Here is a 21,368-nt window from a genome sequence, read left to right as displayed (position 1 = left end):
ATGAGCGGGGGCCTGCGTGGTGACGCTCCGCTGCCGCCTCCGGCCCTGACCACTCATGCCCGGACCGCCTGATAACTGCGTTCGACCGCATCCGGGCGGCGCAGATACAACGGGACCAGCGGCTGCGGGGTCGCCCGCGCCAGCAGTTCGGCGGCGGCGCAGCTGACCAGTCCGGCCGGGGACGGGGTCTCCACCGGCAGCACCGGAAGATCGAAAAAGTCCACGTGCGAAGCGGATCCGGCGATCACGGTGGAATCGCCGGACTCCAGATCACCCGGCTTGCACACCTGCGGCCCCGCGACGCGCACCACCGCACGGGATTGCGGACCGCCGTTGCCGTTGCCGACCACGAAGGATCCGGCCAGGGCCGCCTTGGACACCGCGCGATAGCGAGCCCAGTACACCTCGCGACGACGGGCATCGGTGACGACCAGCAGTTCGGCGTCGACCGCGGAGATGTCGCGCCACGCGGCCGCGGCGATCGCGTCCAGACTGCACACCCCGTACACCGGCAGACCCAACGCGTCGCCGAACGCTGCGGCGGTCGCCATCCCGACGCGCAGGCCGGTGAACGGGCCCGGCCCGACACCGACGACGACCGCGTCGAGTTCGGCGCGGGAACGCCCTGCGGTGTCGAAGCATTCGAGGATCTGCGGAGTGAGCACCTCGTTGTGAGCGCGAGCGTCCACGGTCACCCGGGACGCGAGCGTATGGACCTCGTGGTGCTGGGGCGCGGTCTGCTCCAGTGCCACCAGTCCCGCGGTGACGGCAGGCGTCGCGGTGTCGAGGGCGAGTACAAGCATGATTGCCTCAACGATACCGGTTGGTCACCTCCCCGACGGCAACCTGCCCGCCCCCGGTTCACCCTTCCATCGCACCGGTATCGCCGTCCCGCGGCGCGTCGGATGGCGCCGATTCGTCCATCGCCGCCAACGACCAAGTACCGCAACGACTACCGGCAACGATGCGACCGTCACCGCGATGTGCACCACCGGTCGATCCGGCTTTCGAACCCGGGAATGGTGTCCGGCATCACACCGCGGCGGTTCAGCCGGCCGCGACCCACTCCCAGGTGGCGGTGCGAACGTCCGAGTCCGGCTCGCGGCGCAACACGACGCGCAGGTGCCGATCGGTGAGATGTTCCACGACGCCCAGACCCCATTCGACGACCACGACCGCGTGATCCAGATCGGTGTCCAGATCGAGGGAATCGAGTTCGTCCAGATCCCCGCCGAGGCGGTAGGCATCGACGTGGACCATGCCGACCGCGCCGGGATGATCCCCGGCGCGATGCTGCCGGGCGATGATGAACGTCGGCGAGCTGACTCGTCCCTGCACACCGAGCCCGTCGGCGAGCCCGCGGGTCAGCGCGGTCTTCCCGGCGCCCAGCGGACCGTCGAGCACGACCAGATCACCGGGCCCCAGATCGCGGGCCAGTTCGCGACCGAGCGCCTCGGTATCCTCGACCGTCGGCAGAATCCGCTGTTCAGCCACCTGCGACCTCCTGCTTTCCCCCGGCGCCGAGCAGCCCGCCACGCAACAGCAGACGATCCAGTGCGGCATTGACCAGATCCGGATACTGCATGTGCACCATATGCGCGGCGTCGGTGACGCGGACCAGGTCGGCATCGGGCAACCGGCGGGCCAGCGCGACCGAATTCCGGAACGGAATCACCATGTCGTGCCCGCCGCCCAGGACCAGTTCCGGCAGCGCCGCCAGGGTCGGCAGCGCCGCGGATTCGTCGTGCACCCGCAGGGCCTCGAGGAATTTCACGACCGTGGCGACCGGCGTCCGATCGATCATCGAGGTGGTGAACCGGGACAGCGTCGGGCTCACGTCGCCGTGGAACGAGCTGACGTGCAGGATCGGATTGATCACCTGCCGCGCGGCGACCCGCCCGGCCTGGATCAGTGCGGGCGCGCTGTGCACGGCGAGCCGGAATCCGTCGAGCGCCGGATTGCGCAGCAACTGCGGCACACCGGCCGAGGCGACCTCCGCCGCGGCCGTCGACAGCAACGCGACCGCCCGCACCCGCTCCTGGAACAACTCCGGAAACTGCGCGGCGGCAGCGAGAATCGCCATGCCGCCCATGGAATGTCCGACCAGCATCAACGGACCGTCCGGCGCGCACGCCCGGATCACCTCGACCAGATCGCGGCCCAGCTGCGGCACCGTGCAGCCGCCCACACTCGACTCACCGGAGCGGCCGTGCCCGCGCAGATCGAAGAAGATCATGCGAACGTCCGGGCCCCACAGCTTCTCGAGATCGCGCCGCTGAAAGTGGAAGGACTCCATACTGTTACAGAATCCGTGCACGAAAACCACGGTGGCGGGAGCATCTTCGGAGCCGCATTCCCGAACCGCCAGTGCCACACCGTCTTCGGTGGCAACCGTGCGCGCCCGATCCCGATCGAGCAGGGTGAAATCCTCGTCGCGCAGGTCGTCGCCGCGGGCGGGCCACTGCACCGACGCGCCGACGCGCCGCAACGCATGGGCGGCGGCCAGCGTGCCGAGCACACCCGCGGTCGCCATCCCACCCTGACAGACGACCTTCACAATCCTTTGTGGCCGAGCATATTTCATGAACAAGCCCCTCCGCCCACATACCGTCGCGCCACCCGCCCACGCGGCGAGCACACGATCTCGTAGTGGATGGTACCCAGCAGATCGGCCCATCGCTGCGGATGCGTCTGCCCGGGACCGCCACCGAACAGCACCGCGGTATCGCCCTCCTGGACTCCGGCGGCGTCGTTTCCCAGATCGACCACCAGCTGGTCCATGCACACTCTGCCCACACTGGGATAGTCGCGTTCGCCGATACGCACCGAGATCCGCCCACCCAGTGACCGGAACACACCGTCGGCGTATCCGGCCGGAATCAGCGCCACGGTGGTGTCGCGCGGTGCGATCCACTCGTGCCCGTACGACACGCCCTCCCCCTCGGCGACCCGCTTGACCAGTACGACCTGCGCCTGGAACGTCATCGCGGGACGCAGCCCGAAACCGGCCTCCTCGATCGGCGACAGCCCGTACATCGCGATGCCGGGCCGGACCATGTCGAAGGTGAGATCGGGCCGAGCCAGCGCGGCGGCCGAATTGGCCAGATGGGCGAGTTCGGGCTCGAGACCGAACTCCTTCGCCGCGGCGATGGCGTCCAGGAGCCGATCGCGCTGCATGTCGTTGCCCGGATGCTGCGGGGTGTCGGCGTGTGCGAGATGGGAGAAGATCGCCCGGAACCGGACCGCGCGCTCATCGACCAGCTCCCGCAGCATCCCCAGGACCTGCGGATATTCGATATCGGAGACACCGTTGCGATTCAGTCCGGTGTCGACCTTGAGCGAGACCGTGGCCCTCACCCCGGTGGCGCGCGCGGCCTGTTCGATCGCCCGCAACTGCCACACCGAGGACACGCCGAGTTCGATATCCGCGGCGACCGCGGCGGAGTAATCGGCGTCGGCGATGTTCAGCCAGCTCAGGATCGGCGCGTCGATCCCCGCGGCCCGCAGATGCAGCGCCTCGGCGATCGTGGTGACGCCGAGTTCGGCGGCCCCGGCCGCGAGCGCGGCACGGCCCACCTGCACCGCACCGTGGTTGTAGCCGTCGCCCTTGACCACGGCCATGACCCCGGCGTCACCGGCGTACTCGCGCAGCACACGCACGTTGTGTGCGATGGCGTCCAGGTCGATGACGGTCTCCACCTGCGCTGCTGTGCTGTTCACGGCTACCGATCCTGCCATTGCCACACCCTGGACCATCGTCCGGTCGGTCCGGACCGTCGTCCGCGGTCGGTCGCGTTCCAGCATCCGCCCCGCAATCTGCGCAGAAGCCTCGGAGAAGCGCTTGCTTGGAGCACACTCCAGGTGCCTACCGTTGATCACGGGGCCGACAGACCCCGACCACTGACATGGAAGGTCACCATGAGCAAGGTTTGGTTCATTACCGGTGTGTCGCGTGGATTCGGCCGCGAGTGGGCGATCGCCGCGCTCGAGCGGGGCGACCGGGTCGCGGGAACCGCACGCGAGATGAGCACTCTCGACGATCTGACCGCCGCACATCCCGACACCTTCCTGGCGCTGCACCTGGACGTCACCGACCGGGACGCGGATTTCGCGGCCGTCCAGCAGGCGGCGCAGCATTTCGGGCGGCTCGACATCGTGGTGAACAACGCCGGTTACGGCCACTTCGGCATGATCGAGGAGCTCACCGAACAGGAGGTCCGCGCGCAGCTGGAGACGAATCTGTTCGGCGCGCTGTGGGTGACGCAGGCGGCGTTGCCGATTCTGCGTGCGCAGGGCAGCGGCCACATCATCCAGGTGTCGAGCATCGGCGGGATCAGCGCATTCCCGAATGTGGGCGCGTACCACGCGTCGAAGTGGGCGCTGGAGGGGTTCTCCCAGTCGCTCGCCCAGGAGGTCGCCGATTTCGGCATTCACGTGACGCTGATCGAGCCGGGCGGTTTCAGCACCGACTGGGCCGGGCCGTCCGCCAAGCGCAGCACCCCGAATCCGGCATACGAGGCGGTTCGCGACGTCCGGGAGAAGCAGCGGGCCGCGCGCAGCGTCGGCGAGCCGACCGGCACCCGGGAGGCGATCCTGCAGATCGTCGACGCCGAGAAACCGCCGTTGCGGATCTTCTTCGGCGTGGATCCGCTGGGCATCGCCACCGCCGACTACGAATCCCGGCTGGCGCAGTGGCGCGAATGGGACACGGTGTCCAAACTCGCCCAGGGCAAGTGAAACCCGGCCGCTACCCGATGCCGTAGCTGCGCAAGGTCTGAATCGCCGGACGGATGTGCTGCAACAGCGGACTCGCCGAGATGGGAGCGCCTGGGCCGCTGGGAGATTCGGCGTACGCGGCGAGGTTGGCGGCCAGGGCATGGACTCGGGCGGCTGCCGCGGCGGCCCAGGACGGGTCGCGCCCGGCCGCCAGCAGTGCGCCGATGACGCCGGACAGCACATCGCCCGCGCCCGCGGTGGCGGCCCAGGAACCGCCCGCCTCGTTGATCAAGGTCGGGCGACCGGGCGCGGCGATCAGCGTGGCTCGACCTTTCAGCAGCACCGTGACCTGCCACTTCTCGGCGAGATCGCGCACGGACGCCACCCGGTCCGGGCCCGGATCCGCGCCGGTGAGGCGGGCGAACTCACCGGCGTGCGGGGTCAATACGGTCGGCGCGGTGCGGCCCGCGATCAGGGTGGGGTCCGCGGCCACCAGGGTCAGCGCGTCCGCGTCGACGACGACCGGCAGATCCGTCGCGAGGATTTCCGAAAGTCGTTCACGGGCGAAGTCGTCGGTACCGGCGCCGGGCCCCGCCACCCAGGCCTGCACTCGGCCGGTGGACGAGATCGTCTCGGCGGCAATGACTTCCGGAAAGTTCGCGAGCACCTCAGCTGCACCGGTACCGGCGTAACGCACCATTCCCGAGGTCGCCGCCACGGCCGCGCCGGTGCACAGCACCGCCGCACCCGGATACGTCGCGCTCCCGGCGCAGATACCGGTGACCCCCTGGGTGTATTTGTCGTCGTACGGGCCGGGAACCGGCCACTGGGCACCGATCGAACCCGGTTCCAATGCGGCGAGTTCGGCCTCGGGCAGACGTAATCCGATGGGCACCAATTCGATTCGCCCGCACCAGGGCGCGGCGAGCGCGTGCACCGGTTTGTACGCACCGAATGCGACGGTCACATCCGCCCGCACGGCAGGCCCGTCCACCGCGCCGGTATCCGGATCAACGCCACTGGGCAGATCCACGGAGATGATCGGAACATCCACCGCCGCAACGAGCTCCGCTGCTCGCGGCCGCAGTGAACCGTGTCCGGAGATACCGACGATCCCGTCGACCACGAGATCGGGCGAGCCGACATCCTCCCGAATTCGCCCACCCGCCCGCCGCAACGCCGCCAGCCCCAGGGCATGCGCCCGCTCGGGCGAGAGCAGCACCGCGGACACCGCGACCCCGCGCCGCCGCAGCATCGCCCCGGCCCACAGCGCATCGCCGCCGTTGTCCCCCGACCCGACCAGCAACGTCACCGAACGCCCGGCCACGCCGCCGGTCCGCTCGCGCAATTCCCCCGCGACGACATTCGCCAGCCCGTACGCCGCCCGCTGCATCGGCACCCCGGCCGCGACCCGCCCGAACAGCTCGGACTCCGCTGTCCGAACCGCATCGACCGGGTAATACCCGCGCACCGCCATCGTTCGCCTCCTGCCCACCGACCCCGGCACATCCGACGACAGCAGAGTACGCCGCGGCACCGACCGCGCTGTCGATGCAACGAGACGTAACCGCTGCGCAGCGGCCGTCACCGGTCGGCGCCGTAACGCGACGAACCGGACAACGGTGCTGCGGCGAACCGGGGGTTATCGGGCGGGGCTAGGCTGGGCGGCATGCCGATGGACTGGAGCCGCCGGAAAATGCTGCGTGCCGGATTCGGCGTCGCCGCACTCGCGGGAACCCTACTGGTGAGCGGATGTGGTTCCGGGACAACGACATCCGCACCGACATCCGGTTCGGCGACCGGGTCGGAATCCTCGGCCGAGGCGGCCGCGCCCGCGGGAGCGGTGACGGTCCAGGTGAAGAATATGAAGTTCGCACCCGATGCGGTGACCATCAAGGCCGGTGGCACCGTGACGTGGAACTTCGCCGATCGTTTCCCGCACGCGGTGCAGGGCATCGGTGACAGCGCGATGGGCATCAACAGCCCGATCTTCAATACGGGCAGTTGGAGTCACACCTTCACCGTGCCGGGCACGTACCGCTATCTGTGCCCGCTGCACCCGGACATGCACGGCACCATCACCGTGCAGTAGCAGATCAGTACGCCGAGAACACGCGATCGATCGTGCCGTACCGGTGGGCGGCGTAGTTGCAGGCCGCGCTGATGTTGGCGACCGGGTCGTAGATGTCCCACGACGTGCCGTCCACGTGATAGGCGCGGAAGGTGGGGTCGATGACCTGCATCAGGCCCTTGGAGGGGATGCCGCGGGCGGCGTTGGAGTCGCTCAGGTTGATCGCGCGCGGGTTGCCACCCGACTCCCGCATGATGTTGCGGTGGATCCCTTCGTAACTGCCGGGGATGCCGCGCTGCGACATGACGAACTGCGCGTTGCGGATCCAGCCGTCCAGGTTGTTCGCGAAGGCCGGCGGGATCAGCTGCGGCAGCGGTTGCGGCATCGGCTGGAGGAACTGCTGCAGCTGGTTCTGCTGCGCCATCGGCAGTTGCTGCTGCAACTGCAGGGCCTGCTGCTGCAACTGCGGCGGCACACCGGCGATGGGGGTCTGAGCGTTTGCTGCCACGGGTACGACCGCGACGGCGGCTAGCAGGGTCAGGGGGATCAGTTTTCGAAAGTTCATCTCGACTGTGTTTCTGACAGCGCGACGGTACCGAGAGCGCTCGGATTCGACCTGGCGGCCGGAGCGTTCACCGCTACCTGTCCGTTTGTCGGTTGTGTTCTGGGAGTTGGAGATTCAGTTATCCGAAGACATGACGGATACGCGCGGTCTCACACCGGATCCGGAACCGGCGACTGCCGACGCGGCCGTGGCGACGAATGTCGCCGAAGCGGTCGTGTCCACCTGCTGGAGATTTGCTGGAAGCTCATCTCGGCAAGTCACAGAATGGTCGCGACAGATGAACGCAAGGTTAACGAAAAGACAACTAAACACTCTTTCGGGAGTGACATATCTGACTCTCGGAGAGCGTCTGATAATGGATCACACCAGCGTGACCAGTGTGACAACGATACGAAGCCGCCATGACCGGCCGCGCCACCGGATTGCGATATATGAACGGCTCGCGTTATCCACCGGTGACCACGCGACCGAATCGAGCGACATCGGCACGGCCGCCAGCTACACCGGACGGTATTCGCGAGTACGCGCACCGTGCGCCGAGGAAGCGTTCAGCGCCTCGACCGCGGCGACCAAGGGAGACAGTTCGGGGTCCGCGGCCGCCTGCCGGAGTGCGCCGGACAGGGATTCGTCATGCGTGGGCCGCGCCTGATCGAGCAACCGCAATCCCGACGCAGTGACATCGGTGTAGATCCCCCGGCGGTCGTCGGGACACAGATAACGCTGCAGTAGACCGCGATCCTCCAACCGCGTGACCAGCCGGGTCGTCGCACTCTGACTCAAGGCCACCGCATCGGCGACCTGATTCATCCGCAGGTGCCCGCCCTGCCCGTCGTGCTGACGGCTGAGCACCACCAGCAGCGAATACTCCCGGACGCTCAGTTCGTGACCGGCCTGCAGCGCGCGTTCGATATGCGCCTCGATCCGGGCGTGCAGCACCGACAGTGCGTACCAGCCGTCGGCGAGACCGGTCAGGGCGGCGTCCGCGGTCATCGATTCCTCCTGCGTGCGGCGTTGTTTCTTCAGGATACCCCGCTTCCGAAATATACCGCGCTTGCAATTAACACGCGTCTGCAACTATTGTCGACGCCTGTAATGCTTACCCGCAACACACGTGGAGGCTCCACCCATGCCCCTCGCACTCCTGGCCCTGGCACTCGGGGCGTTCGCCATCGGCACCACCGAATTCGCCGTCGTCGGTCTGCTGCCCGATATCGCGAGCGGCTATCACGTACCGATCCCCACCGCGGGCCTGCTGGTCAGCGGATACGCCCTGGGCGTGTTGATCGGCGCGCCGATCATGACCGGACTCGGCACCCGCGTCTCCCGCAAGCGGATGCTGCTGATCAGCATGCTGCTACTCGTCGCCGGCAACGTATTGTCCGCTCTCGCACCGGTTTTCGGCCTGATGCTGACCGGCCGCATCGTGGCCTCGCTGGCGCACGGCGCATTCTTCGGGATCGGGTCGATCGTCGCCGGAACGCTGGTGAGCCCGGATCGCCGCGCCGGAGCGATCTCGCTGATGTTCACCGGACTCACCGTCGCCACCGTCCTGGGCGTACCGCTGGGCACACTGCTCGGCCAGCATTTCGGGTGGCGGATCACCTTCTGGTTGATCGCAGCGGTCGGCCTGCTCGCCACCGCCGGGGTCGCGGCGCTGGTCCCCGATCAGGCCGCCCCGCGCGAAGCCCGGTTGCGCAGCGAACTGGCCGTCCTGGCCAATCCCCAGGTGCTGCTGGCCATGGCCATGACGGTGCTCGGCTTCGGGGGCGTGTTCGCCGCGATCACCTATCTCGCACCGATGATGACCGAGGTCACCGGATACGCGGAGAGTTCGGTCACCTGGATCATGGTGCTGTTCGGCCTGGGCTTCCTCATCGGCAATCTGATCGGCGGCCGCTACGCCGATCGCCATCTGATGCCGATGCTCTACCTCACCCTCGGCACATTGACCGTGGTACTGGGCGTATTCACACTCACCGCGCACGACAAGATCGCCGCCGCGATCACCGTCGTGCTGATCGGCGCACTCGGATTCGCGACCGTCCCGCCGCTGCAGAAGCGCGTCCTCGATCAGGCCGCCAGCGCACCCACCCTGGCCTCGGCCCTGAACATCGGCGCCTTCAACCTCGGCAACGCCCTGGCCGCATGGCTCGGCGGCCTCGTCATCGCCGCCGGATTCGGCTACACCGCGCCCAACTGGGTCGGCGTCGTCCTGTCCGGCAGCGCCCTGGGCCTGGCCGCACTCTCGGGCGCCCTCGAGCGACGTTCGGTCGCACAGGTCACCCCGGAACCCGAACCGCTTGCCGCAGTAGCCGATTGACCCGCGTCGCGCCGGGCCGCCGGACCACCCGCATCCGGCGGCCCGCTACTACTCGACCGTGACGGACTTGGCCAGATTGCGCGGCTTGTCGATGTCGTAGCCGCGGGTCTGGGCCACCTCCGCGGCGAAGATCTGCAGCGGGACCGTCGACAGCAGCGGCTGGAAAAGCGTTGGGGCGACCGGAATTTCGATGAGGTGGTCGGCGAAGGGCCGCACTGTGTCGTCGCCCTCCTCGGCGATGACGATGGTGCTCGCGCCGCGCGCCTGGATCTCCCGGATATTGCTGAGCAGTTTGGAGTGCAGTACGGCGCGGCCCTTCGGCGAGGGCATCACGACGATGACCGGCAGCCCCTCCTCGATCAGCGCGATCGGACCGTGCTTGAGCTCACCCGCGGCGAAGCCCTCGGCGTGCATGTACGCCAGTTCCTTGAGTTTGAGCGCACCCTCGAGGGCCACCGGATAGCCGACGTGGCGGCCCAGGAACAACACCGTCGAGACGTTCGCGAACCGGCGCGCGATCTCCCGTACCTGCGGCGCGGTCTCCAGCACGCGCTCCACCAACGCCGGCATCGCCTCGAGTTCGCCGAATTCGCGAGCCACCTCGTCCGGGTACTTGGTCCCGCGCGCCTGCGCGAGGGCAAGGCCGACAAGGTAATTCGCGGTGATCTGCGCCAGGAACGCCTTGGTGGAGGCGACGCCGATCTCCGGGCCCGTGCGGGTGTACACCACCGCATCGGACTCGCGCGGGATCTGCGCGCCGTTGGTATTGCAGATGGCCAGCACCCGCGCCCGCTGTTCCTTGGCGTGCCGCACGGCCTCGAGCGTGTCCGCGGTCTCCCCGGACTGCGAGATCGCCACCACCAGCGTGGACCGGTCCAGAACCGGGTCGCGGTAACGGAATTCGCTGGCCAGCTCCACCTCGACGGGCAGCCGCGTCCAATGCTCGATGGCGTATTTGGCGAGCAGACCCGCGTGATACGAACTGCCGCAGGCGACGACGAAGACCTTGTCGAACTCGCGCAGCTCCTGATCGGCCAGGCGCTGCTCGTCCAGCACGATCCGGCCCTTGTCGAAGTGTCCGATCAGCGTGTCGGCGACCCCGGCGGGCTGCTCCTCGATCTCCTTGAGCATGAAGTAGTCGTGACCGCCCTTCTCGGCGGCGGCCAGATCCCAGTCGATGGTGAACGGGCGGGTCGGCACACCGGAATTGCCGTCGAAATCGGTGACGGCGTACCCGTCGGCGGTGATCACCACCGCCTGGTCCTGCCCGAGTTCGACTGCCTCCCTGGTGTGTTCGATGAACGCGGTGACATCCGAGGCGATGAACATCTCGCCCTTGCCGACGCCCACCACCAGTGGTGTCGACCGCCGCGCGGCCACGATCGTGTCCGGATGCGCGGCATGGGTGAACACCAGCGTGAACGCACCCTCGAGCCGACGCAGCACGGCCAGCGCACTGGCGACGAAATCACCCGCGGTCGGCCCCGAGTCGTAGGCGCGCGAGACCAGATGCACCGCGACCTCGGTATCGGTATCGCTGCGCAACTCCACCCCGGCGGATTCGAGCTCATGCCGCAGCGGCGCGAAGTTCTCGATGATGCCGTTGTGCACCACGGCAACCGCACCGGTCGCATCGCGATGCGGATGCGCGTTGCGGTCGGTGGGCGCGCCGTGCGTCGCCCATCGGGTATGACCCATTCCGGTGGTTCCGGCGAAGTTCGACACTCCGGCCTCGGCCAGCTCGGCCTCCAGATTGGCCAGGCGACCGGCCTTGCGTTCGACGGCGATCTCGCCCGCACCGTCCAGGATGGCCACACCCGCCGAGTCGTATCCCCGGTACTCCATACGGCGCAGCGCGTCCACGACGACGCCGAGCGCGTCCCGGTATCCCACGTAGCCCACGATTCCGCACATGGGGCACCAGCGTACTGGGGCGCAACCGGGACAGCGACAGGGCCGCGCGATGCGCTCGCGCACGTGCCCGGCTGCGCTCGTTCGGTGCGGCAAAGGGGCACATTCGCTCGAGCGGCGCGGTCTTGGCGTGTCCGGGACCCGGGCGCGTCCGACGCGGACGGTTGCGAACGTCGGAGCTATTCGCCCCGGGAAACCGCTGGCAGATGCGTTGCCGCCCCGATCGATCGGCTCGACGACGACCCCGAGATCCGGCGAAACGCCGTTCGCGGACGGCTATCGGATAAATTCGACGTCGTGTCGGCGTCTGTGAAATCGCTCCTGAGCACCCTGGCCAGCCCCGGCCCCCACCGGGTCCTGCACGGCAATCTCGGCATCGCCGGGCAGCCCGGGTTGGTGTTGACCCCGGAGACGGGTCTGAACCTGCCCGCCGTCGTGTTCGGGCACGGCTGGCTCACCGGTGCGGGCAACTATCGCAAGCTGCTCGAACATCTCGCCTCCTGGGGTTTCGTCGCGGCCGCACCCGATACCGAGCGCGGACCGATCCCCTCGCACCTGAACCTGGCCACCGACCTGCTCACCACCCTGGACATCTGCACCGGAGTGCGGCTGGGCGAGGGCAAGATCAGCGTTCATCCCGACAAACTGGCCTTGGCCGGTCACGGTATGGGTGCGGGCGCCGCGGTCATCGCGGCTTCGCAGCGCAAGGTCGCGGCCGTCGCCGCGCTCTACCCCGCGGTCACCGCCCCCTCCGCTGAATCCCTGGCGCCCGATATCGAATCGCCCGCTCTGATCCTGGGCGCCGGCGCGGAGCTCGACGAGGTCGGCTCCGATGCCGTCGCGCTGGCCGCCGCGTGGGGTGGTCCCGCGGTGCTGCGCTCGGTCGACGGCGCGTCTCGCAACGGCATCGTCCGGGGCCGTCGGGTCCTTTCCGCGCTGGGGGCGACCAAGTTCGAACCCAAGACCGAACGCCTCACCCGCGGCCTGCTTGTCGGATATCTCACCTACCAGTTGCTCGGCGACAAGAAGTACAAGGCGTTCGCCGAACCGGAAGAGGTGATCGCACGCACGGCGATCATCGATCCGCATGCGGTCGAGGAGCCCGAACCTCCGTCGAAGATGGAGCTGCTGCAGGTTGTCCAGCTGTTGCGCAAGTAAGCGAAACCACCTGACGGACAGCATAATTCGCCCGCTTTGCCCGATTTCACGCTGAGTGTCCGTTGCTGCTCGTTCGTCGGCTGCGCGCTGGCCGCCGATCGGCCGTCGCGCGATCGAGCCTTGCCCGAGCATGCGGAGATACCCGAATGCTATGGAACCGGAACGGTGTCGGAGACGTCCAAGTAAGCACTGAAGACGTCGTACGTCTCGTGACGGAATGAAAAGGTGGCTGGAGAATTGGCTGGTTTTCTCTCGGTGGACATCGAGGCACTGGGTAAAGCGGTGCAGTCGTTGCGCAACTCCGAACAGGTGCTGACCGATGCGATGAAGGCGATGGCGCAGGGCGGTCACGGCGATATCGGACCGAAGGTGCTCAACGATGCCGCCGAAAGCTTCCAACGCCGATGGAAGTACGGGATCGAGCAGATCGGCAAGTCCGCCACGTCCACCGCGGACGGCATCTCGCAATGCCACGACGCCTATCAGGAGGCCGACACCGCGTTCGCGCAGGCCCTGGCGCAGGCGAAGTCCGTCGTCGAGGGCACCTCCGGCACGGAGACCAAGGCATGAACCAGGCCAACCCGTACCCGAACATCGGTTTCAACCCGGTCCCCGGCACGCCCGACGACGTCTCGGGCCTGCGAACCGAGATCAACTCCGCGGGTACCGCCGTCAAAGAGACCAACGATCTGCTCAAACGTCTCCGCAACAGCAACGACGACATCTGGAAGGGCGACGCGGGCGACGCGTTCCGCTCCCACTTCGACAACACCCTCGCCCAGGATCTCGGCTACGCGCAGAACTCCCTCGAACGCGCCGTCACCGTCCTGGACGAATGGCACACCGGCCTGGTCGGCTACCAGGACACCGCCAAAACCCTGGAGACCGAAGCCGCCGAGGCCCGCGACAACCACGCCAAGGCCGTCACCGCCCTGCAACAAGCCAAGGCCAATCCGGACCTCGGCCTGGCCAACCAAACCTTCACCGACCAGAATGCCCTGGCCGCAGCCCAATCCCGCCTCGACACCGCCACGGCCGCCGTCCGCTCCGCCGGCACCTCGGTCGACAACTACCAGGGCGCAATAGATTCCGTCATCAAGCGAGCCAAGGACCTGGAATCCGAACACGGCAAACTCGCCCGCAAGGTCGCCGCCGAACTCGACGCCGCCGCAAAGGATTTCGCCCCCAGCGCCCCGAACCATCATTGGTGGGACAGCATCACCGATGCGGTGAAGGCGGTGGGGAAGTGGATCGACGAGCATCGCAAGGGATTACACGAGGCTCTCTCGATCATCTCCTCGGTAGCCGGATTGTTGGCTGTCGTCACTCCCCCGCCGATCGACGCCATCGCCCTGGGGGTCTCGCTTGCCGCAGGCGCAGGAGCACTCGCATTGGACGCGACCGACAAGGACATCCGCAACGCATTCCTGCACGGCAGTTGGTCGGACAAACTGAAGGCTGCCGAGACCGTCGGCGGCGACGCGCTGAGCGTGATCCCCGGGGTGGGCGGTTTGGCCAAGGTCGGAAAGGTTGCCATGTTGGGTGATGCGGCTGGTGACGTCGGCCGATTCGAAGGCATGGCGCGTGCGTGGTCGGAATCCGCGCATGCCCCCGGATGGGTAAACAACAAGATGATCGGCGATGGCACCAACAAGCTTGCGACAGCGCTCAACAGCAGCGGTTTCACTGCGGGAACCCATACGGTCCTCCAAGCCATGAAGGTCGAAGGCGCGCATGCCACAGCCGATCCCGCAGTTGCACTGAAGGTCTTCAAGGGGCTCAAGACTTCGGTGACCAAGATCGGGACCTGGGGATACAACGAGGCGACGAGCTGAGGACATGAGCATCACACCGAAACGTGAGATCGAGTATTCGATCACAGTGGATATCCCGCCCGGATACCATCCGCTCCCGCTCACGAATATCGACCAGGCCCTCCAGAATGCCGCGGGACCGATCACCGAAGCCGCTCCGGATGCGCTGAATTCGAGTGTTTCCGACGTATTGGGCGTGCTCGAGTTCTTCCTGAAGGCACTGGCGGCTCGCCGGACCGTGTACTGCGGAGTCGGTCGCCACTTGACCGAGGCGGGCGAACAGGTCACGTCGTGGATCACGATTTCACTTCTGCAGGGCGGAGATCCGCAGAATCCACGGCTCGTCGTACAGGACTTCGCGATGAACAAGCTGGCCCAGGCCCCCTCGACCGTCGTCGAACCTGTCGAGGCCGACGGCCGACCGATGCTGTTCTCGGAGTTCACGCGTCGGTTCCCCGCCCCCGACCTTTCGGCGTACGAGGGCAGATCCGACGATGTCACCGTCTTTCAGCTCGAAGCGCTGGTCCCCTCTGATGACGGCACGAACGTGGCGGTTATCGAGTTCTCGACACTGGCGGTCGATTCCGGCCCGCTGTACGGCGAAATGCTGTTCGGCATGGCCACATCGATCGATTTCACCGAGCTGACGCCCGCGTACTCCAGTCTGAATCTCTAGCCGGGAGAGATGGTGAACCAAACCTTCAGTGGCGTCGATTCCGATCGTCCGCCACGGGCGATAGATTGGCCTGCCACTCGTGCCGCGCTCGGGCATCGCCGGTTGTGGCTCTGGGTGGCAACGCTTTTCAGTGCCGCTTGCGGGCCGTTGGCCGTGGTTGCGGTGAACAAGTTCGATCAGCCGGGGATGCACGGTGCGGCGAAGGCTGGTCGGTTCCTCCCCGGGCCGCTGTTCATCGTGTTCGTTTTCGGCTTGATGTTCGCGCTGACGTTCTTGTGGATACATGGACGGCGGCGCAAGGCGTTGAAGCGGAATCCGTGGATGTGCTGGCCGATCAACTACATCTCCACCGGCCGTTACGAGTGGGTGGAAGTGCTCGACGGGAACCGGCGGCCGGTGTCGGCGCTGATCCTGAACACCTGGTCGAATCAGATCGGCAAGCTGGTGAACCACAGGACCACCGAGATCTGGTTCGCGGGCGATCCGCGAAAGTACGGCATCATCTCGGTGAACGAGGGTGGCGGACCACTGCGGTATGCGTATTACTCCGCAGCGAGGCAGCCTCCGACCTTCACCTACCGCGATCCAGGAGCCGATCAGCCGAGGTCATCCGGCGCGCCCGATGCGGGCGGGTACGAGATGCAGCGGGAGAACGGCCGGGTCATGATGAAACGTCCCGGTGCGCCCGACACCGAGGCGAAGCCGAAACGGCATGGTGCGCTGGATGATCCGGATTATCCGTCGCCGCGCAAGCTCAGGCGTGCACTCGGATTCGCATTCGACGTGCTCATCCATCTCGCAATCGGCGCGGCCGTCGCCTTCACGAAAGCGCCTGAGTCCGCCAAAGATGCTCTGTTACATCGTGATTGGCACCACGCCGTACCGATCGCGGTATTCACGGTCCTCGGCTGGCTGGCCACCTCGTTCGTCAACCGCGTGATCATCCAGGCGATCGTCCACACCACACTCGGCAAAGCCGTGTTCGGTCTGGTTGCACTCCGCCCCGATACCGGCCGATATCCGTCGTTCGGCAGGTTGCTCGCGATCTGGTTGATGGACCTGTACGTCCCGCCCGCCTTCGCCGTCGCGTTCTGCTCACCCGCCGGCGATCTGCCCGGACCGGCCCGAATCGAGGACTACATCCTGACCGCGGTGCAGTGGCGCGACCGCCGCTGACCGAAACCGCCTGACGGCCACCGACTTTGCGATTTTCCCGGCCGCACCCCGATCTTCCACATGTTCTACACTCCGAACAGCATGTCGAGACGGAATTATCCGTCTATGGGAGGGGAAAAATGTCAGGCGAGGTCCCGCCGCACGGTCGGCAGGGTGAGGACGGCGGCAGCAGCGACCCGAGGCAGGGGGCGGGATCGGCGCCGACCCCCTCCCCGGCGCAACCCACGGTGTGGTTCGGGAACAACGCGATCGGCGGCGAGCCGCAGCCGCCGACGTCCTGGCCGCAGCAACCGGGGCCGCAGCCGACGGGGACCCAGCAGCCACAGGCACAGCCGAACTGGCCACAACCAGGGGCACAGTCGGCGTGGCCACAGCAACCCGGGGTACAGCCGACATGGCCGCAGCAACCGGGGACACCGCACCCAGGCACACAGCCGATGTGGCCACAGCAGCTTGGGTCGACCGGCCAACCGCCGCAGCAGCTTTCGACAGGACAGTCGCCACAGCAGTCTCCGACGGAACAGCCACCGCAGCAGTGGTCACCCGGGCAGCAGTCCCAGCAATCATGGCCGCAACAGCCGGTCGAGCAGTCCTGGCAGCAACAGCCAGGCCAGCAGTCCTGGCAACAGCCGCCGGTGCAGCAGCCGTACTACGTTCCGCCCCGATCGAGCGGGGCCGGCAAGGTGATCGCCATCGTCCTGGGCTGCGTCGTTGTCGTCGCCTTGGTCGCGGTGATCGCGGTCGTCGCGAGTAATTCCGGCAGCCACGATTCCGCTTCCGCACACTCGACCTCGTCCACCACGACCACGGACAGCTGGTCCCCGACCACCACATACTCGACTGCCCCGACAACACCACCGTTCGACCCGAACACACTCGACGAGGCCTCGACCGACCGGACCCCGTTCACCGCGGATGCCCTACTGGCCCAATCCTTCACAGATGCCAAGGGGGTGCGGTACAACCTGGTGGGCAGCGGTCCGCAGGTCTGCATCCAGGAATCCGATTCCGAGAATGTGAAGAACGCGCTGCGCCAGAACAACTGCACCACGAATATGTCCGGGACCTACATCGACAGCGCCGAACACATCCTGGTCTCGGTGAATGTCCTGGTCTTTCCCGACACGGTGAATGTCAACCTCGCCTACAGCGCCCTGAAGGGGGCCACCCAGGACTGGGCAATCTGGTGTCCCACAACAGGAGTCGGCCACGCGGCCTGCAGCGGCGACATCGCGCGCGCCACCAAGTCCCAGTGGTCGTTGTCGAACCATCGGTACTTCATCCAAGCCACCGGCATCTACATCAACCTGACCCAGGACAGCAGCGTGGAGCCATGGGTAGATGCGGCCGCCGACAAGGCCGTCGATGTCGTAGGCCCCCAAACCCACTGAAGCGACGGGCCCCAGGGCCGCTACCGACGACGACCAGAGTCGCCGAAAGCCGCTCAGGAGTCGGTGAGCGGACCGCCCGCGGCACGCCACTGCACCAGACCGCCGCTCATATTGATTGCCTCGAATCCGTTCTCCACCAACAAGTTCGCCGCACCCGCCGATCGGAGTCCACCGGTGCAGAAAGTGATGAGAAGACGATCCTCGGGAAACTCCGCACAGCGGTCCAGCAGCACTTCCAGGGGTGCGTGAACCGCACCGGGAATGTGCACCCGATTCCACTCGAACTGGCGGCGTACGTCCACCACGAGCGCGCCGCGCTCGACGAGCGAAACCGCCTCCGCGGCACTGACAGCCGGGGGCCGACGCAGATAGTGCCGGATACTCATACGTTCCGAGCCTTGCCATATTCCATAACCTTCAGCCTAACTGAAGGTTACTCCGATGACGACAGCGCCCGCATCATCTGCGCCCGCAAAGCATCCGCCAGCTCCGGATTCTGGGCGGCGAACTCCACGTCGAGATCGACGACGAGAGCCGCGGCCCGATCCAGCACGGCGGCCCCCTCGGCCGTGACACTCAGGGTCGACGCCGCGCCGGCATGCGCGGTCCCGTCATCGACCAGACCGGCCGCGACGAACCGCGCAACCGCGGTGTGCGCACTCTGCACGGTGATCCGCGAACGTCGCGCCAGTTCACTGAACGAGATCCCCGGCGTCCCGCGAATATGTCCCAGCAGCCCGTACTGCCGCGTCGTCAGCCCGAGCGGCCTCAGACCGTCCGCAAGCCTCGCCTCCCATACCCGACTCAGAGTCAGCAGCATGATCGTGGGGCTGAACGGGGGCGCGTCGGACATGCGTGCACGCTACCGCGATCCGTCGAGGGCGAGGCCGAGCGCGGTCAGCCGACTGCGGCAGCAGCCGCTACCGGATCAGCTCGGCTCCAATGCTCGCCGCCGGATGAGCAAAGCCAGGCCGACAACCGCATCGGCCAGTAACGCGACGACGATCAGTGCGGTCTGCGCCAACCCGAGCCATTTCGGCCCCAGGTCGACCCCGCCGGCCGGACTGATCGCGTTGAGTCCCCTGACGAGGTCTGCGAGACCGACTGCGATGAGGCCGACCACGTCGGCCATGACGACGACCAGATTGGCAATCTCGGCGAATACCATCGCGAAATACCACCGACCGCCGCGCCGCGCAGTCCCACCAGGGCGCAGACCGTAGGCAACCAGCAACACCAAGGCCAAACGCGCACCTGGTACAGCGAAAATCCAGGTCGGCACACCGTCCGAATGCTCGAAGCGCAAGTTGACCAGAAGCCATCCGACCGTGGCCACGGTGCCGATGATCGCGGCGACCGACGTCACGACCGGCACACCGAACTTTCCTTTACGCTCCTGCCTGCGTTCCACGTATCGGTCGACCCGATCCATGACCAAGTCACGTGCGATCAAACTCGCCAGTTCACCCAGCATGATGGTTCATCTCCCCTTGATCGAACTACTGCTCCACCGGGTTACCTGACGAATCGAATATACCGATTATGTTGGTACCCAACGGATTTTGTACTTCTCGGTTCCGTCGCCGAGTCATCCCGGCGATCCCCTATCTGCAGCCCGCGAGCGCCTTCGGCCCCTTCCAGCTCTGTGGATCGAAGTGCGAGGCAAATCTCGTCACGAACTTGCGCAGGCTCAGCGAACCCCAATTGTCGTGCGCCACCAGGAGACAGGAGAAGGCCAGCAGGAAATCGAATGCCCGACTGGGCGTCACGAATCCCGCGAACTCATCGAGATTCGGGACGATGAAAACCCGGTGCAGTTCACCGACTCGAGGCGTTCCCCCTGCTCGGCACCCGAGCCCGGATAGCCGATGATGTCCTCCGTCGACAGCACATTCAGCGCTGCGGCCACGCGCGTCCCCTCTTCGCTCTGGATGTATCGGCCGGTAGGTTACCGGCCGTCAGTGTCTCCCGCTGACTCCTTGGACGCATGCGGACCAGGTTCGGTTCCTTCGATTTCCCATGTTGCACAGGGTGTTTCCGATCACCACGGCTTGGCGCCCGGCATTCTGTCGCCGGGGCTATCATCGAGCGAAGTAACCGAGGGTGTGGGAGTTCCGATGGGCGAAGAAGCCGGCTTCGAATCGATCGATTTCGATGCGATCCTTGCCGAGATAGATCGCAAGGAGGCCGGTCTGAAGGCCGCCCAGCGGCAGCTTGCGGCGGTCAGCGCGAAGGCCCGGTCCGCCGACGGACTGGTCGAGGTGACGGTGAGCCCCACGGGTGCGGTCACCGCAGTGACGCTGGCTCCCGAGACATTTCGTCGCAGTACTCCGCAGTATCTCGGCAAATCGGTGGTGGAGGCGGCTCAGCAGGCCACTCGCCAGGTTCGGCAGAGCACGAAGTCGGCGGTGGCGCCGATCGCGGAGATCGGCCGGGAACTGAGCGAGGCCGTCGACGAGCCGCGAATCCCGCACTCCACCAACGCATCCGCTACGAACGAGAATTCCGGAGTGGAAGCGGCGTCGACCGATCACACGGCCCGCGTCGGCGTCGATGCGTTGGGGATCGTTGCGGTCGTGCAGATCTCGCCGAATGCCTACCAGGGCGGCACCGTCGGCACATTGGCGGCGGCGATCACCGAGGCAGCCGAACGGGCCGCCCGCCAGATGTACGAAACCCGTATGGGCGCAGTGGAATCGGACATCATCCCGGCGGATCTGCCGGAGATGGATGTCTTCTTCCCGATCCCCCAGGTGCCGGATCAGGACAGTCCCTCGGCTCCGCAGACCCCGCCCGTCACTCCCCCACCGGCACCCCCGGTCTCCGTGAACCGTGTCATCCCCGGCACCCGCAAACCCAACCGCGACCAGGTCGTCGGACCGTCCGACTGGGACGAGGACGACGGCTACGGGCAGCCCCGGCAATCCTGGATGGTCTGATCTCCGGCCATTCTCATGCCCCGGGAAGTAGACGCAGCACGCCCATCAGCAACCACAAGCCCGCGATGAAGAGAAAATTGGCCTTTTCCTCTTGCTGGTAGGTGGCCAGCATCAGAAATCGGTCCACTCGTTCGTCGTGCACCGTAAAATGGACCCGCGACCCCTTCCGCGGCGCGGTTACCGTGAATCCGGCACTTTCAGCACTACTGTACCGGGCAATATGAGGACCCGTTTCCTCCCTGAACATGGCCCAGCGACTCATTTTTCCGTTCGAAGCCTTGGAGTCGCTTCGAACGCATTGCCGTGTCAGCTTGCCGAGCCCGAACTGGTCGAATTCACCGGTGATGGGACCGTCAGGATACCCGCCTGCGAAAGAAACCTTCCCAACCCTCCTCCGCGCAGCATTCAGCGCAGATTCACCGAGCCTGACGTATCCGATAGCGTCCCGAAATTTTTCCCCGGTGGACACACGAAGGAGATCCACGTTCGGCTTGCTTCCAGGCCTGGTCCTATCAACCAGCTCCATGCGAGCAATCGGTTTTCGTTCCCCTGGAACAAAGATATCGTGTCGCTTCTCTCCGAGAAATCGAAATTTGACACTGAACTCCGTCGCATTTTCCAGCATTCGATT

At 66.4% G+C, this 21,368-nt stretch carries 24 protein-coding genes; 10 read left to right on the top strand and 14 right to left on the bottom strand.

The window, feature by feature from the left end:
- Positions 1-53 precede the first annotated feature (53 nt).
- The 4 genes from tsaB to alr form a co-directional block, all read right to left on the bottom strand.
- Complete coding sequence (tsaB, locus tag K7711_RS15935) at positions 54-803, bottom strand: tRNA (adenosine(37)-N6)-threonylcarbamoyltransferase complex dimerization subunit type 1 TsaB (RefSeq protein ID WP_040819207.1); 750 nt, start codon at positions 801-803, stop codon at positions 54-56.
- Positions 804-1,047: 244 nt separating this feature from the next.
- Entirely contained in the window at positions 1,048-1,494 is a 447-nt protein-coding gene (gene tsaE, locus K7711_RS15930) for a tRNA (adenosine(37)-N6)-threonylcarbamoyltransferase complex ATPase subunit type 1 TsaE (RefSeq protein WP_040819206.1), read from the bottom strand.
- Positions 1,487-2,533, bottom strand: coding sequence for an alpha/beta fold hydrolase (locus K7711_RS15925; RefSeq protein ID WP_235747215.1), 1,047 nt, complete (start codon positions 2,531-2,533; stop codon positions 1,487-1,489). The genes tsaE and K7711_RS15925 overlap by 8 nt, the downstream gene beginning before the upstream one ends.
- A gap of 47 nt (positions 2,534-2,580) precedes the next feature.
- On the bottom strand, positions 2,581-3,756 hold the full coding sequence (alr, locus tag K7711_RS15920) for an alanine racemase (RefSeq protein ID WP_372460144.1): 1,176 nt from the start codon (positions 3,754-3,756) through the stop codon (positions 2,581-2,583).
- 162 nt (positions 3,757-3,918) lie between these two features.
- On the opposite strand from alr, the gene K7711_RS15915 reads away from it, so the two are divergent.
- On the top strand, positions 3,919-4,737 hold the full coding sequence (locus K7711_RS15915; RefSeq protein ID WP_222970122.1) for an SDR family oxidoreductase: 819 nt from the start codon (positions 3,919-3,921) through the stop codon (positions 4,735-4,737).
- 10 nt (positions 4,738-4,747) lie between these two features.
- Here the strand turns inward: K7711_RS15915 and K7711_RS15910 are convergent, their stop codons facing one another.
- Complete coding sequence (locus K7711_RS15910; protein WP_222970375.1) at positions 4,748-6,187, bottom strand: NAD(P)H-hydrate dehydratase; 1,440 nt, start codon at positions 6,185-6,187, stop codon at positions 4,748-4,750.
- A 198-nt stretch (positions 6,188-6,385) separates the two neighbouring features.
- Between K7711_RS15910 and K7711_RS15905 the strand changes: the two genes are divergently transcribed.
- Positions 6,386-6,808, top strand: coding sequence for a plastocyanin/azurin family copper-binding protein (locus tag K7711_RS15905; RefSeq protein WP_235747213.1), 423 nt, complete (start codon positions 6,386-6,388; stop codon positions 6,806-6,808).
- A gap of 4 nt (positions 6,809-6,812) precedes the next feature.
- Here K7711_RS15905 and K7711_RS15900 read toward each other — a convergent pair whose 3' ends face one another.
- Positions 6,813-7,352: a transglycosylase SLT domain-containing protein gene (locus tag K7711_RS15900; RefSeq protein ID WP_222970120.1), complete on the bottom strand. Its 540-nt coding sequence runs from the start codon at positions 7,350-7,352 to the stop codon at positions 6,813-6,815.
- A gap of 498 nt (positions 7,353-7,850) precedes the next feature.
- Positions 7,851-8,342: a MarR family winged helix-turn-helix transcriptional regulator gene (locus K7711_RS15895; protein ID WP_222970118.1), complete on the bottom strand. Its 492-nt coding sequence runs from the start codon at positions 8,340-8,342 to the stop codon at positions 7,851-7,853.
- 136 nt (positions 8,343-8,478) lie between these two features.
- Here K7711_RS15895 and K7711_RS15890 point away from each other — a divergent pair, with 136 nt between their 5' ends.
- The gene (locus K7711_RS15890) at positions 8,479-9,672 is read left to right on the top strand and encodes an MFS transporter (RefSeq protein WP_222970116.1); all 1,194 of its coding nucleotides are present in this window, start codon (positions 8,479-8,481) and stop codon (positions 9,670-9,672) included.
- A 48-nt stretch (positions 9,673-9,720) separates the two neighbouring features.
- On the opposite strand, the gene glmS is transcribed toward K7711_RS15890, so the two are convergent.
- The gene (glmS, locus tag K7711_RS15885; RefSeq protein WP_222970114.1) at positions 9,721-11,586 is read right to left on the bottom strand and encodes a glutamine--fructose-6-phosphate transaminase (isomerizing); all 1,866 of its coding nucleotides are present in this window, start codon (positions 11,584-11,586) and stop codon (positions 9,721-9,723) included.
- Between the two features lie 294 nt (positions 11,587-11,880).
- On the opposite strand from glmS, the gene K7711_RS15880 reads away from it, so the two are divergent.
- The 6 genes from K7711_RS15880 to K7711_RS15855 all read left to right on the top strand — a co-directional run bounded on the left by K7711_RS15880 (position 11,881) and on the right by K7711_RS15855 (position 17,798).
- Positions 11,881-12,741 (top strand): dienelactone hydrolase family protein, encoded by an 861-nt coding sequence (locus K7711_RS15880; protein ID WP_222970112.1) that lies wholly within the window; start codon positions 11,881-11,883, stop codon positions 12,739-12,741.
- 225 nt (positions 12,742-12,966) lie between these two features.
- A complete protein-coding gene (locus K7711_RS15875) occupies positions 12,967-13,311 on the top strand; it encodes a hypothetical protein (RefSeq protein WP_222970110.1) in 345 nt (114 codons plus the stop codon).
- A complete protein-coding gene (locus tag K7711_RS15870; RefSeq protein WP_222970108.1) occupies positions 13,308-14,576 on the top strand; it encodes a hypothetical protein in 1,269 nt (422 codons plus the stop codon). Before K7711_RS15875 ends, K7711_RS15870 begins: the two co-directional genes overlap by 4 nt.
- A 4-nt stretch (positions 14,577-14,580) precedes the next feature.
- Positions 14,581-15,231 (top strand): hypothetical protein, encoded by a 651-nt coding sequence (locus tag K7711_RS15865; protein ID WP_222970106.1) that lies wholly within the window; start codon positions 14,581-14,583, stop codon positions 15,229-15,231.
- Between the two features lie 12 nt (positions 15,232-15,243).
- Positions 15,244-16,407, top strand: coding sequence for a hypothetical protein (locus K7711_RS15860; RefSeq protein ID WP_222970104.1), 1,164 nt, complete (start codon positions 15,244-15,246; stop codon positions 16,405-16,407).
- Between the two features lie 437 nt (positions 16,408-16,844).
- A complete protein-coding gene (locus tag K7711_RS15855; protein WP_222970103.1) occupies positions 16,845-17,798 on the top strand; it encodes a hypothetical protein in 954 nt (317 codons plus the stop codon).
- A gap of 53 nt (positions 17,799-17,851) precedes the next feature.
- Here the strand turns inward: K7711_RS15855 and K7711_RS15850 are convergent, their stop codons facing one another.
- The 5 genes from K7711_RS15850 to K7711_RS15830 form a co-directional block, all read right to left on the bottom strand.
- Positions 17,852-18,184 carry a rhodanese-like domain-containing protein gene (locus tag K7711_RS15850; RefSeq protein WP_222970101.1) on the bottom strand — a complete coding sequence of 111 codons (333 nt, stop codon included), beginning with the start codon at positions 18,182-18,184 and terminating at the stop codon, positions 17,852-17,854.
- 47 nt (positions 18,185-18,231) lie between these two features.
- Complete coding sequence (locus tag K7711_RS15845) at positions 18,232-18,651, bottom strand: MarR family winged helix-turn-helix transcriptional regulator (protein ID WP_222970099.1); 420 nt, start codon at positions 18,649-18,651, stop codon at positions 18,232-18,234.
- A 75-nt stretch (positions 18,652-18,726) separates the two neighbouring features.
- A complete protein-coding gene (locus K7711_RS15840; RefSeq protein ID WP_222970097.1) occupies positions 18,727-19,272 on the bottom strand; it encodes a hypothetical protein in 546 nt (181 codons plus the stop codon).
- A gap of 130 nt (positions 19,273-19,402) precedes the next feature.
- Complete coding sequence (locus K7711_RS15835; RefSeq protein WP_222970095.1) at positions 19,403-19,567, bottom strand: hypothetical protein; 165 nt, start codon at positions 19,565-19,567, stop codon at positions 19,403-19,405.
- Positions 19,564-19,707, bottom strand: a complete 144-nt coding sequence (locus K7711_RS15830; RefSeq protein ID WP_222970093.1) for a hypothetical protein — start codon at positions 19,705-19,707, stop codon at positions 19,564-19,566. Before K7711_RS15830 ends, K7711_RS15835 begins: the two co-directional genes overlap by 4 nt.
- Positions 19,708-19,915: 208 nt before the next feature.
- On the opposite strand from K7711_RS15830, the gene K7711_RS15825 reads away from it, so the two are divergent.
- Complete coding sequence (locus K7711_RS15825) at positions 19,916-20,737, top strand: YbaB/EbfC family nucleoid-associated protein (RefSeq protein ID WP_222970091.1); 822 nt, start codon at positions 19,916-19,918, stop codon at positions 20,735-20,737.
- Between the two features lie 13 nt (positions 20,738-20,750).
- Here K7711_RS15825 and K7711_RS15820 read toward each other — a convergent pair whose 3' ends face one another.
- The gene (locus K7711_RS15820) at positions 20,751-21,362 is read right to left on the bottom strand and encodes a hypothetical protein (RefSeq protein WP_222970089.1); all 612 of its coding nucleotides are present in this window, start codon (positions 21,360-21,362) and stop codon (positions 20,751-20,753) included.
- Positions 21,363-21,368 lie beyond the last annotated feature (6 nt).

Origin of the sequence: Nocardia coffeae (assembly GCF_019890715.1) — a bacterium.
Taxonomy (GTDB): Bacteria; Actinomycetota; Actinomycetes; order Mycobacteriales; family Mycobacteriaceae; genus Nocardia; species Nocardia jiangxiensis.
This window is presented reverse-complemented; position numbering and strand designations above follow the sequence as displayed.